General features: G+C 71.8%; 6 protein-coding genes. All 6 read right to left on the bottom strand.

Annotated features, from left to right (window positions below):
• Positions 1–2: 2 nt before the first annotated feature.
• The 6 genes from KBX21_RS13225 to KBX21_RS13200 all read right to left on the bottom strand — a co-directional run bounded on the left by KBX21_RS13225 (position 3) and on the right by KBX21_RS13200 (position 13,185).
• Positions 3–1,640, bottom strand: a complete 1,638-nt coding sequence (locus tag KBX21_RS13225; RefSeq protein WP_210842078.1) for a serine/threonine-protein kinase — start codon at positions 1,638–1,640, stop codon at positions 3–5.
• A 169-nt stretch (positions 1,641–1,809) separates the two neighbouring features.
• Positions 1,810–6,171, bottom strand: coding sequence for an FtsK/SpoIIIE domain-containing protein (locus KBX21_RS13220; protein WP_307869205.1), 4,362 nt, complete (start codon positions 6,169–6,171; stop codon positions 1,810–1,812).
• A gap of 262 nt (positions 6,172–6,433) precedes the next feature.
• Positions 6,434–6,730 (bottom strand): WXG100 family type VII secretion target, encoded by a 297-nt coding sequence (locus KBX21_RS13215; RefSeq protein ID WP_049566612.1) that lies wholly within the window; start codon positions 6,728–6,730, stop codon positions 6,434–6,436.
• 143 nt (positions 6,731–6,873) lie between these two features.
• Complete coding sequence (locus tag KBX21_RS13210; RefSeq protein ID WP_049566615.1) at positions 6,874–7,527, bottom strand: hypothetical protein; 654 nt, start codon at positions 7,525–7,527, stop codon at positions 6,874–6,876.
• A gap of 48 nt (positions 7,528–7,575) precedes the next feature.
• Positions 7,576–7,932, bottom strand: coding sequence for a hypothetical protein (locus KBX21_RS13205; protein ID WP_049566617.1), 357 nt, complete (start codon positions 7,930–7,932; stop codon positions 7,576–7,578).
• A gap of 42 nt (positions 7,933–7,974) precedes the next feature.
• On the bottom strand, positions 7,975–13,185 hold the full coding sequence (locus KBX21_RS13200) for a hypothetical protein (RefSeq protein WP_210842076.1): 5,211 nt from the start codon (positions 13,183–13,185) through the stop codon (positions 7,975–7,977).
• Between the last annotated feature and the right edge of the window lie 9 nt (positions 13,186–13,194).

Genomic DNA, 13,194 nt, shown 5'->3' with positions numbered 1-13,194 from the left:
TCCTACCAGGGCGGGGTTCCGCTACCGCTGGTTTTGTGGTGCTCCACGAGTCGGGTGATGGTGACGGTGCCGCCGCTCTCGGTGTAGGTGACCTCGGCCGAGACCGTTCGGCTGCCGGAGTTGACGTAGCCGGTCAGGGCGCCGGGGCTGGAGGAGACCGTTCCGGCGGCACCGTCGGCCACGCCGCCCCCCTGCTCCTGGCAGAAGCTCCACGCGCACACCACCGTGGCGCCGTCGACCACCGCGTACTGGCCGGATCCGCCCGCGGGCTGGAAGGCCACCACGTGGTCACCGGCCGGGCGCGACCCCGAGGCGCTCACCCCGGCGCCGACCGTGGCCATGGTGGTGGTCGAACCACCGTCCTCCTCGGCCTCTTCGTCCGCGTCGTCGTCGGCGTCGTCCTCGTCGCCCGCCTCCTCGGAGGGCTCGTCCGAGGGCGAGGCGTCCTCCGTGGGCTCCTTGCCGACCGGGCCGGGACGCCTCTGCTCCTCGTCGGAGCTCTCCTTCGCGGTGTCCCCGCCCTCGTCGTCCTCGTCTCCGGAGAACCACGCGGCGACCGGCAGGGAGTCCCAGTTGTTGGCCAGGGCCACACCACCGAAACCGAGTCCGGCGATCAGCAGGAGGGCGCCCAGGACCGCACCGACCAGAGCCAGGGCCCTGCCCGCGCCCTTGGTCGGCTTCACCGCGAACTCACGTTCGGGTGCGGTCTGCACTCCGTGCCAGTTGTTGTCGACCAGGGCGCCCATCACGCTGCCTGCGGCTTCGGCCGAGGCCACCGGCGCGAAGGACCGCCCGGGGTGGGTCACGGACACCATCTCCGAGACCAGTTGCAGGGCCGTGGGCCGCTGGGCGCCCTCCTTCTGGAGCGCGCGCCGCGCGAGGTCGGCCAGCGGACCGGTGAACCCCTCGGTGTCCGGTTCCCCGCTGATCACCCGGTGGGCGATGGCGGCAGGGTCGCCGCTGCCGAAGGGCGGCCGCCCGGTGGCCGCGTAGGTCACCAGGGCGCCCCAGGCGAAGATGTCGTCGGCGGTGCTGGCGGGCTTGCCCTGGTAGTGGTCGGGGCTGATCCATCCGGGCGAGCCCATGACCGATCCGGTCCGGGTGAGCGCGGTCTGGTCCACCGCCCGAGCCACTCCGAAGTCGAGGACGCGGGGGCCCTCGGGTGACAGCACGATGTTGGCGGGCTTGAGGTCGCGGTGCGCGATACCCGCCTCGTGGATCTGGGCCAGCGCCTCGGCCACCCCCGCGGCGAGGCCGATCAGCAGCTGTTCGTCGAGGGCTCCGTGCTTGCGCATGTAGGCGCTGAGCGTCATGCCCCGCACCAACGGGGTGACCAGCCAGGGCCGCTCGGCCTCGGTGTCGGCGTCCAGGAGGGGCACCGCGCACGCGCCGCCCACCCTGCGGAGCAGGTCGACCTCACGGGTGAAGCGCGCCCGGAAGTCCTCGTCCGCCGCGTACTCGGGGTGGATGAGTTTGACCGCGACCAGCTCACCGCCGTGGGCCTGGGCCGCGTACACGACGCCCATGCCACCAGCCCCCAGGCGTTTGAGGAGCTGGTAGGGGCCGATCCTCGTGGGGTCGGTGGAGGTCAGGTCGGTGGCGGTGACGGGAAGTGAGACGGCTGAGGGGGTTGGGTTCACTGGGAACAGATCCTGATCGGCATACGGGTGGGACGGTTGACTCTGGCAGCGGGGTCAGGCGCCCACCGAGAACAGGGGGAGGACAAACGGGGCCAAGGGGAGTAGGTGGATACTAGCGCCTCGAACCTCGCGCACAAGGTACCTGTCGTCACACCCCGGTTTCCGGTGGTCACGGCATCGGCACCCTCACCTGCTGGACCCTGCCGTCGCCCAGGTGCAGGTAGGCGGTCCCCGGGGTGAGCCTCGGGCTGGACACCCCCTTGGGCAGGCGCAGTCCCAGAACCTCGCCGTCGGCCTGGCTCTGCGGAGAGAGCAGCGCACCGATCCGGTTGCGCTTGAGGTGGACGTGCCAGCCGTTGAAGCCGCCCTGGAGCGCCTCGTTGGTGCCCGCCGCGACGATGCCCCAGCCCGCGCCCACCATGCCGCGCGCGATCCGCGTGAACTCCTTGCCGAGGTCGCTCTGGAGCAGCAGTTCGGCGTCGTCGATCACCACGACCGCGGTGTCCGCCTCGAAGCGGCCGAGCGCCTCGTGCAGCTGCGACAGCCTCGGTTCGGCGGAGTCGACGACGGCCCGCACCCCGCGCTCGTTCCGCAGGTCGGCCAGGCGTGATCCCCTCGGGGTCACGAGCAGCAGCTCCGTCCCTCCCTCCAGCAGGGACGCGGCCATGGTCGTGAGCATGCTGGACCGCCCGGACTGGGGCGGACCGCTCACGAGGAAGGTCGGGATCCGCGACAGGTCCGCGGTGACGGCGGTGAGTTCGTTGCCTCCGACGCCGATCAGGGCGTGCAGCGGCCGCGGGGCCCGGGTCCGGTACCGGGGCATGTCCGCGTAGCTCAGCTGGTCCGGCAGGACGTCGACGCGGAACGGCCTCGGCCCGTCGCCCGGCTGGGGTCGCTGGGAGACGAACTCGGCGATGCGCGCGAGCTCGGCACCCTGGGCCGCGCCCTGGGGGTTCTTCGTCAGCAGCGCGATCTGCACCTCCAGCGCGTCGCCCGCGCGGAAGGCCCGGCCGTCCGGGACCTCCTCGGGCAGCGCGCGGGCCTGGAGCCCGGCCGAACCGTAGTCCCCGCTGTCGTTGCAGCGCAGGACCAGCAGGTCCTCCGTGGTGGAGGAGTACTTGGTGCGCGTCAGCAGGCGGTCACCGGTGGCGACCACGTGGACGCCCACGCCCGCACCGTCCCTCATCAGGGTGGTGACGTCCTCGACCAGGGCCCCGTAGTTGTACTCACCGAAGGCCTGCTCGAAGGCGTCCAGGCGGTCGATGAAGAGCACGATGTGGGCCGGTCGCTCCTGACCGGGCAGTTTGGCCCGGAGCTCCTCCAGGTCGGCGCAGCCGTGCGCCGCGAGCAGCTTCTGCCTGCGGTCCAGTTCCTCTCCGAGCAGCCCCAGCAGGCGCACGACACGGTCGCCCTGGGTGCGCTGGGCGACCGCCCCGCAGTGCGGCAGCCGCTCCATGGGCAGGAGGGCACCGTTGCCGCAGTCCAGGCCGTACATGTGCACGTCGTCCGGGTGGTGGCCCAGGGCGAGGGAGGCGGCGAGGGTGCGCAGTGTCTGGGAGCGGCCCGTGCGGCCCGACCCCATGATGTGCAGGTGTCCGGTTCTGGCCAGGTCGAACGTGTACGGCATCTGGCGCTGCTGCGCCGGGACGTCGATGAGGCCGATCGGCACCGGACGCACGACCCCGGGCTCGGCCTGCGGGGGCCGCCCCCGCAGGAGCGTGGACAGGGTCAGCGACGTGGGCAGCGCCTCCAGCCAGGGGCTTGGCTGACGCCGCGCGCCGACCTGCTCGGTGGCCTCCCGCACGGCCGCGACCAACGCCGTGAGGTCGGTGGCCTCCACGTCGCCGCTCTGCTGGCTCTCCTTGGCGGCGATCGGGGCGGGAAGCGCCAGGTCCGACCACTTCACCGCGTGGGCGACGGGAGCCGAGGCGTTCTCCACGGCCACGACCCTGCGGCCGCCCACCCGACCCGACTGGAACGGCAGGAGCGACGCGTGGCCGAGCCGGGCGTAGGCGCGTCCGGGGGTGTCGATCCCGATGTGCGCCGACTCCGCCGCGTCGATGACGTCGCGGCTCTCGGTCTCGTCGGTCATCCGCAGCGCGATCCGCAGGTTGGTGTTGGCGCGGATGTCGTTGGTGACCACGCCGCCGGGACGCTGGGTGGCCAGCACCAGGTGGATGCCGAGCGAGCGGCCGCGCTGGGCGATGTTGACCAGACCCTTGACGAAGTCCGGCAGCTCGCGCGCCATGGACGCGAACTCGTCGATGACCAGCATCAGCCGGGGCATCTGCGGCATGCGGGGGTCACGGTCCAGGAGTTCGAGGTAGTCCTCGATGTCCTTCGCTCCGGCCTTGGCCAGAATGTGCTCGCGGCGGTGCAGCTCCGCGCCGAGCGAGACCAGGGCGCGTCCCACCAGATGGGTGTCCAGGTCGGTGACCATGCCGACGGTGTGCGGCAGGTCCACGCAGTCCTTGAACGCGCTGCCGCCCTTGTAGTCGACCAGCACGAACGACATCGACTCGGGACGGTTCACCGCGGCCAGCGACGCCACCAGTGTCTGGAGGAGTTCGGACTTGCCGGAACCCGTCGTGCCCGCGATGAGCGCGTGGGGGCCGTCCCGCCGGATGTCGACGGCGAACGGGCCGTCCAGGCCGACGCCGAGGGTGGCGACCGTGCTCCGGCCGCCGCTCGTCCAATGGGCGGCGATCGCGTCGCCGTTGGGCGGCTCCAGGCCGATCACGTCGAGCAGGCGCGCGCTGCGCGGCAGCGACCCGCCGGACTCGCCGACGCTGCTGTCCCGCAGCGGGGCCAGGGCGCGCCCGAGCCGATCCGCCCAGGCGGCGGAGGGGACGTCGGCGCGCACGTCCTCGACGTTGTCGAAGGAGGTCCGGCGCAGACGCATCCCGTGCGGGGTGATGCTGACGACCGCCCGGCACTCCTCGGGGAGCAGCCGCTCCTCGGCGTCCAGGCACAGGACGTGGATACCGACCTCGGGGCCCTCTCGCAGCAGCTGGACGACCCCGGGGAGCGAGCGGATCCGGCGGGCGCCGTCGAGCACGACCACGATCGCGGGCTCGTCGTCGACGGCTGCGCGCGCGGCCTTGGCCCGCGCCTCCAGGATCATCAGGAGTTCGGAGACGCGGCGGGCGCACGTGGTGGCGTCGATGCCGATCCGGCCCAGCGAGAGCTGGGGCAGGTCCCCGCGCAGGTGCGGCACGTAGCGGGTCCACCGCCAGCGGGTGTGGTCACCCTCCATGGACAGCAGGTACAGCTGGAGCTCGGCGGGGCTGTGCAGGGCGACGAGCTGGGCGACCAGCCAGCGCTCCAGGGCGTGGGCCCCCTCGCCGGTCCCGGCCACGCCCACGACGCCGTTGTCCCTGACCGACACGCTCACCGGTACGTCCCGCATGTCCCAGGTGACCTCCTTGCGGTGGTCGTCCTTGGTGGGGTCCATCAGGACCACCTCGGAGGGGATGCTGCCGGTGCCCACGCGCAGCTGGGTGAAGTCCTCGTCGATCTTGCGGCGCTCCCACAGGCGGGAGCGCGGGCCGGTGGACAGCAGGAGGACCGCCGCCGGGTCGGGGCAGGTGTCGCGCAGGCGCCGCTGCGCGGAGACGAGGGCGTCACGGGCGTCCCTGGTGACCCGCTCCGTCTTCTCCTCGAACTCGCGCAGCTGCTTCTCGTAGCGGGCCTTGGTGGTCCTGCGCTGCATCAACTGCATGAACAGCACGGAGACGGGCGCCAGCAGTCCGATGAGGAGCATCTGCGGGCGGTTCATGATGAGCGCGCCGCCGACCGCCATGGTGATCGGCATCAGGATCATCATGAGCAGCTGGGCGATCGGCTTGTCCGGCGGCTCGGGCGGGGTGGGCAGCTTGAACTTGGTCTTGGCGGGCGCGGGGTGCAGGCGCGGCGGACGGTTGTAGTCGAGGCCGGTGCCGTCCTCGGAGGTGACGACGGAGGCGTCGGGCCGGTGGTTGGGCCACGCCTCGAAGAGGGTCCCGCCCAGGGTGAGCTGTTCCCCCTGCGGCCACGCGGTGTTCGGGGCCACCTCGTCGCGCTCCAGGTAGGTGCCCTGACCGCTGCTGGTACTGGTAATGGTGACGGTGCCGTCGGGGGACACGCGGATCCGCGCCCAGTGGCCGTCCGCGTCGACGACGAGCACGGCGCTCTCGTGGTCGCCGACCACGTAGTCGCCCGGGTCGAGCCGCACGACCCGCCCGGCGTCGGGACCGGAGACGACCCGGACCTCCACCACCCCCGGGGGTTCGGCCTTGACCTCGGCGGGCCCGCCCACACCGATGACCGACCCGTCCAGGATCCCGGCGTCCGCCAGGGACACGGACGGATCGACGCGACGGTCGCCGACGTAGAGCGGGACCTCCCGGCCGTCGACGCGCGGCATCGTCCGGACCACCGGGTCCACGACCTCGGTGAGCTGGCGCACCGTGGCGCTGGGGTCGGCGTCGACGAGCATGTCCAGCCGCAGGGGCGAGGATGCGACGGGGCCGGAGCCGTTCGGTCCGTCCACGGACGGGCCGGTGGCTGGAGTCGCGGTGAAGAGAAGGCGCACGGTGAGGACTGCTTCCGGGTCTCTGCCGTCAGGGGCGGGTCACGTCTGCCGACGCGGCGGTCGGCGGGGTCCGCGCGTTGCGCCCCGCGCCCGCGCGGGAGCCGGAAGGGGGGCGTGGGGTCCGGCGCGGGCGTTCGGGGCGGGGCTGTTGGGCGCGGGGCGGGAGCCCGCGGGAGCCCGCGAGGGGCGCGGGGTCGGGGGTCGGGGCGGCTCGGAGCCGTCAGCCCTTGAGGCCCTCGCCGAGCTTCTCGTCGGTCTCGCTGAAGGTGGTGCCGACCTGCTTGAGGTACTTGGCGATGCCCTCAAGACCCTTGTTGACGTCCTCGAAGCCGCTGTTGAAGTCCTCGAAGAACGGACGGAAGTGCTTCTCCGCGGCGGGGGTGCTGTAGCCGTCCGAGATCAGCGCGTCGACCTTGGTCTTGATGCTCTGGAGGCGCTCGGTGAACTCGTTGAACTCCTGGGTGAGGGAGCCCGAGGTCTCCTCGGTCTTGTCGCTGTCGACGTTGTACGCGGGCATGTGTCTCTCCTCGTGTGTGTGCTCTCGGGGCGGCCGCGTCCGGCCGAGGCCCCGAGGGCCCTTCTGTGCTCATTGTGGCTGATACGTATTCGTGGGTGCTGGTTCGCCCCGGAACCCGCTGACCCGCACCGGTTGGCGGAGATTCAGGTGTCCTCGTCCGCGGGGACGTCGCGCTCCCAGAACCGCGCGGAGCCGGTGATGGCGTCGAAGAGGTCCAGGACCTCGTCGACCTCGTGTGAGTTGGGGCTGGTGCAGCTGACCAGGATCCGCTTGTCCAGGCCCGGGTACTCCATGGCCGTGTGCATGGCCACCGTGCGCACGATCGCCTCGTCGGTCTCGTAGTCCGTGATCCCGTGGATGCGACCGCACTGCCCCAGCCCGGACTCGGTCAGGTCGACGACGCTCTTGCGCAGCCAGGTGCCCTCGCGTGCGGTGGCCGAGTCCTGGTAGACGTAGTCGACCAGGCGCAGCGGGTCGATGGTGTTCTCCCCCCGTCCCGCAGGGAAGGCGAACACGCAGACGGTCGCCATGAAGAACCCGTCGTCGTACTCCTGGAAGGCCCCGGCTGCCGAGATGAGCCCGGACCCGGTGGCCTCGTTGGTCACCCTGGACATGTCGGCGATCAGCTCGTTGAGCGCCTCGGCCTCCTCCGGCCGGTTCCCGTATGTCTCCAGGACCTTGGCGCGCAGCTCGGCGAGCGCGTTCCCGGACAGGTCGTACTGCGTCCAGCCTTCCGGAAGCGCGTAGTCGAACAGGATGTCCCGCTTCGGGACGTCCTCCTCGAACAGGTAGGGCATGGCGGTCGGTTCTCCTCGTGCGGGCGGGTGTGGCTCTCCGCGGTCTGGCTAGACGGCGGACTGGTTGGGGTGCCCGGGGGGCGGAGGGCCTGCGGGTGCGGACTTGTCCTCACTCAGGCTCGTGCCCAGTTCCGTGTCCGCCTCCTCGAAGGTCTCGATCACGGGGGTGAGCGCCTGGAGCAGGGCACCGAGGTCCTCGGCCTGGCGCTCGTAGTTCTTCTTGCAGTCCTTGCCGTAGTCCTTGGCCTTGTCGACCAGGTTGCCCGGACCGATGTCCTCGGCCCGGTCCTCGGGGCTCCGGTAGGAATCGCCCTCCTCGGCTTCGGCGAAGGCGCTCTGGATCCTGCCGAGCGACCCCCGCATGTCGATCAGGGCGTCGGTGTCGATACTGACGATGGTGGCCATCCGGCCCCCTTCCTGGTTCGTGCGTCATCCGGCGGTGCGGTGTCAGCCCTGGTCCCGCATCTTCTCCACGTCCTCCAGGCTGACGTCGTAGAGCTTCGCGAGCCTTGCTTCGAGGACCTTCCTCTGCGCCTGGGCCTCGGCGAGGAAGCGGTCCGCCCGCTCCTGCTCCTCGACCGCACCGGGGTTGGAGTGCTCGGTGTCGCGGGTGGCCTCGTACTCCTTGAGGTTCTCCTCGGTGAGCAGCTTGTTGAGCGCGTCGAGCTGGTCCTCGACCTTCTCGCCCTCGCGGAAGTCCTCGTGGAACTCGTCAAGGTACTCGTCGCGCAGGTTGTTGCGCATGGCCTGGTGGCCCAGCTCCAGGGGGAGACCGGGCAGGCCGTCCGCGCCCCCGTACCGGCCCTCGGCCGCCGCCTTGGGGATGGCTGTGCCGAGCTGCATGAAGGACTGCACCACGTAGCTGGGGTTGGGCGTGCCGTCGGGCCCGAAGGCGATGCCGTCCGAGAGCCAGTCCAGTCCCGTCGCCTCGGCCGCGAAATGGCGGGCGAAGTCGAAGCCCGTTCCCGCGACCACGTTGAGGATGTTCTTGAACAGCTCGAAGGGGATCGCCTCGACGGCCGCCCTCCGGGTGTTGGGCATGTCGGTGACCGGATCGCGGCCCGGACGTTCCGGGCGATCGGAGCCGCGTCGTCCCTCCCCGTCGGAGGTGGTTCCCGACCCGTCGCGGCCGGAGCTGGCGGTGCCGCCGTCGGCCGACGGTCCCGGCACGTCCACCCGGTGCTGGGTGCCGTCCGGTGCGCTGACACGGACGTGGTTCTCGGTGACGCGCAGCTCGGGGCCACCCCCTCCGGGGTCGACCCGCGCTCCTCCCCTGGCGTCCCTGACCGTGGTTCCGTTGCTCGCGTCGGTGACCTCGGTCCGCCCCGAGGCCGTCCGACTGCCCGCGACGTCCCCGCCGGTCTCGAACCTGATCTGCTCGGGTGAGTTCCTCGGGTTGCGCCACTGGATCCCGCCGTCGCCGGTGTGCACCGGACTGCGCACCCCACCCCTTCCGGGGTCGGCCGTGACCTCGATGCTCTGGGCACCGTTGCGCCCGCTCGTTCCAGCGGGACCGGTGGACACCTCCCACGTGCCGGAGTCACGGCCGGTGCCCCGCGCGCTCAGGCCGTCGGGCGTGATGTCGACGGTCCGGTCGCCGGAGCCGACAGTGCCGGGTCCCCGGCCCGGGGCCATCGTCGTGTTGACCTCGTTGCCCCTGGCCCAGACGCTCGTCCCCTCGCTCGTGGACACCGAGTTCTCGTGCTGCGAGCTCTCCCCGAACGATCGACGGGGTTCCCTGTCGCTCCTGGTCTCGGCCACCCTCTCGCCCGGGATCACGCTGCTCTCGTCCGTACGCGCGGTCGTGGAAGCCTCGCCGTCGGACACCCGCACCCGGTCTCCGTCGGTGTCGCCCCTGAGCTGTCCGGGGCCGGAGACACTGAGCCGACCGCCACCGTTGTCCGCCCGGTGGCTCCCGTCCCTGGTGCTCACCGCGACAGAGCCGTCACCGCGGCGCGTCACCTCCAGGGAGTTCTCCCTTCCGCCCGGAGCCGCCATGCTCACGTCTGTGTCTCCCGATGTGCGCACCGACCAGCCGTACGGGCTCTCGACGCGCATCGCGGGGGCCGAGCCCGGCCCGCCACCGCCACGCCCCGGCTCGATCGTCACCCTGGTGAGCGTGCTGCCGTCCGGGGAGCTGATCACCATGAAGGGTGAGTCGGCACCGGGGCTCAGGGGCAGACTCGGGTAGGTCTCGCCCCTTACGGGCGTACCGTCCATGTTGTAGGTCCGCTGTCGGCCGCCGTCGACCACGCGAATCGCCCTCGTTCCCTGGTGGTCCACAACCTCGACCCGGGCCCCGTGGTCGAAGCTGACCTGTCCCGGTTCAGCGGTGACGTTCCCGGCCCTGAACACGGGCCGGGTACCGCCCCGGGTGTCGGCCTCCTGCCGGAGGGTGGCGTCGTTGCTCTGCGAGAAGACGGATGCCCGGAGGTCGATGCCGCCGTCCGCGCGGATCTCGGCGCTGGAGGGGCCGCCCCTGACCCTTCCGGTGCCGTCCTGGCGCAGTGCGAAGTCCACGCCGTGGTCCGCATGGGACAGGTGCGCGGAGTCAGGCCTGACCTCGGCTCGGGCGTCGCCGGATTCGACCCGGACCGTCCCGTCGGCACGGTCGAAGCCGTGCGAGGAACCACCGGGGACGTCGACCCGGTAGCCGTCGACCCCGACCTCCGCGTTTCTGCCCGTGGTCGGGTCGGTCACCTGGGAACGGGGAGGACGCCCCGTGCTGTCGGCTGCCGCCCGGGTGACGTCGGGGCCGTCACCGTCCATCCTCTGGTCGACGGGGCCGTCGCCGGTGTGGCTGACCCGCAGGCCGTCCGCGTCCTGGCGGACGGTGAGACCGTCCTCGGTCCGGACCTCGTTGCCGTTCGCGTCCCGCGAGACCGAGACGTCGCCGTCTCTCGTGGACACCGTCAACTCGCCGTCGCGGTAGGAGGCGCGCCCCCTGCCGCCGGGGCCGGTCACCTCCAGATCGCCCGTGCGGATGGCGCCGTCGCGCTGGGAGCGGACCGACGAGCCGTCCGTCGAGGACACCTCGAAGCCCCTGCCCGTACTCCGCACGCCCGTGCCGTTGACGTCCGCTCCGTCACGGGTGACGTTCAGGGTGAGGTCCGATCCGCCCTCGCTGGCGGCCGGGTAGCGGTAGGAGGTGTTCTGCTCGCCGTCCGGTCCACGCGTGGTGGTGAACTCTCCCCGGCCGGTCGTTCGTGTGTGGGTGACGGTCGAACCGTCCTGGGCGGAGGCACCGGAATCCGCACGCGGGGAGTCGAGGGGCTGGGTGTCCTCACCGCGCTGGCGGGGCGCGGCCTCGCTGGAGGCCTGCCCCGGGGACCGCTGCTCGGGCCGGATCGGTTCCTGCCCGCCGCGCGCTGGCGCGGACTCCTCCGCTGACCGCCGAGGGCTCTGGGAGCCGGGCTCGCCCTGGGCCCGGTCGGCACTCGGGGTCGGGGACTCGCTCGGGTCCTGACCGGTGGTCCGAGGAGCGGGGTTCGGCTCTGTCCCGCCGTGCGTCGATGAGGCGCTCCCGTCAGAGCGCGCACCGGGTCGGGCGGAGGCATCGAGGGCCTGACCATCGCGGTTCCCGGATGAGACGTCCACGTCGTCCGGTTCACCGACCCGTGTCCGCGAACGATCGGGGGGCTGCGGTGTGTTCGTGCCGCCCCCGGACCGGGTCACCGGCGCGAACTCCTCCCTGGGTTCCCCACCGGCGTCACGTCCACTCCGGCCCTCACCGGAGTCACGGCCGCCCGCTCCGTCCCCGGACTCGGACGCCGAATCCCGCGAACCACCCTGGTTGGTCGGGTTGCTCGTGTCCGAGTCGGGGGCCGGGTCGGCGGAGGTCCGTCCGTCACCGGACCCACCGACGACACCATCCGCGCTACCGGCGTTCGGGGCACCAGCCGTGTCTCCAGTCCCAGAGACATCACCGGAACCGGTGGGCATGGCACCCGTACCGCCGTCACCCGAGCCTGCGGAACCGGTAGCCTCCCCGGCACCGGAAGCATCACCAGAACTCATGGTCGCAGCACCCACAGCAGAAGCGCCGGGACCTGTGGCACCGTCAGCACCGGCACCCGGCACGGATGGTCCACCGGTGCGGCCGCTGCCCGAATCCTCCCCCGTGCCGGAGGGGCTGGTGTTCCCAGAGCTCCCACCGTCGGCACCCGCGAAGCCACCGGAGTCAGTGGAAGCAGCGGCGTCAGCGGAACTGGGCGCGTTCTCGGCCCCACCGGGCGACGTGTTCGTGGCTGCCCCAGTCGCGGGATCGGCTGGGGACGGACCGGCAGCCGTTCCGCCCTCCGGTCCTCCCCCGTCCACGGAGCCACGTGTGCCCGTTCCGTCCCCGGTTGTCACGGTGCTCGACTCTCCGGAGCCGCTGCGGCCCCCGGAGTTCGTCCCGTTGTCCGAGGACGCGCCCGAGTCCGGGGGTCCATTCACGTCAGGCCCGGAACCGCCGGGGTCCGGCGTCGAGTCGGTTCCACCGCCACCGGAACCGCCGTTGTCCGCACCGCCCCCGAAGAAGGTGGGCAGCGTCCCGTTGTCCTTGAGTACCCCGGCGGTGGACCCTGCCGCGCTGGTCCCGACAGCGGTCAGTGCCTCGCTGGTCCAGTTGATGTCGCTGAGGCTCCTGCCCTCACCCGCGACCTGCACCGTGACCGACGATGCCATGCTGGCCGCGCTGTCCTTGGCGATGGTGGTGGCGATCTTCCCACCCGTGGTGTTGGCCGCCTGGCTCACCCTTCCGGCCGTGGTTCCGGCCGCCCGGCTCACCCTGGCGGGAACCGCGCGGCTGGCACCGCTGCGGACCGAGGAGGCCGCCCTGGACACACCTCCGCGCAGGCGCCCCGGGGTGCGGGTCGCCGCCTGGCGCGCCATCCCGGTGACCGCGCGCCCGCCCTTGAGCAGGGTGCCGCCGGGGATGAGGGAGAGCGCGTCCATGCCGAGGGTGACCACGGTCTCCATGTTGAGACCGAACTTGCCCTCCTTGACGAGGGAGGACGTGCTGATCGCGAGGACTGCGGCGGCCAGAGCGATACCGAGTCCGGGGATGAAGATGGCCGCCAGGCCCGCGACGACCATGGCCACCGCGTACAGCAGCGGGTTCTCCTCGACCCATGTGACGATCTTGTCCAGCCAACCCCACAGCTTGCGCGGGCTGCCCTGCTTGGCCTCCTCCAAGGCGTCGGCGCACTCGCGGGCGGCCTCGTCCATGTCGTTGAGGACGCTGGTCAGCCTGGTGATGAACGCGTCCCGCTCGGGGTCCTCACCATCGACCCTCTTCTTCCAGGCGTCGGTGTCCTCCAGCGCCGTGTAGGCCGAGGCGGCCTGGTGGGCGATCGACGCGCTGTCCTGGCGGGCCGTTCCGAGGGAGATCTCCCACTTGTCGAGGGCCCTGTACCCCTTCTCGTAGGCCTCCTGGGCCTTGTCCAGGTGCTTGGGCAGCTCGTTGACGAGCTCCTTGAGGGCCGCGACGGTGTCGCCCTCACCCAGGGAGTCGCCCTCGAGGCGACGCATGTCGGCGGCGGCCTGTTCGGCCGCGTCCGACAGCCTCTCGTAGAACCTGCTCAGGGTGCGGACGTCACTCGTCTGCCACGGAACGGGGTCGTCGGGGCGGTCGAGCAGGTCCCACCGGAGGTACTCACGAGGTTGTTTGGCCACGTCCCGAAG

This window comes from Nocardiopsis sp. B62, from assembly GCF_018070675.1.
Classification (GTDB): Bacteria; Actinomycetota; Actinomycetes; order Streptosporangiales; family Streptosporangiaceae; genus Nocardiopsis; species Nocardiopsis prasina.
The sequence above is the reverse complement of the archived record's forward strand: the minus strand, read 5'-3'. Positions and strand labels throughout refer to the sequence as shown.

Bases quoted from the DNA above. Each gene is read 5' to 3' on its own strand.
- KBX21_RS13210 (WP_049566615.1), bottom strand. From the start codon at position 7,527: ATGCCCTACCTGTTCGAGGAGGACGTCCCGAAGCGGGACATCCTGTTC.
- KBX21_RS13205 (WP_049566617.1), bottom strand. From the start codon at position 7,932: ATGGCCACCATCGTCAGTATCGACACCGACGCCCTGATCGACATGCGG.
- KBX21_RS13215 (WP_049566612.1), bottom strand. From the start codon at position 6,730: ATGCCCGCGTACAACGTCGACAGCGACAAGACCGAGGAGACCTCGGGC.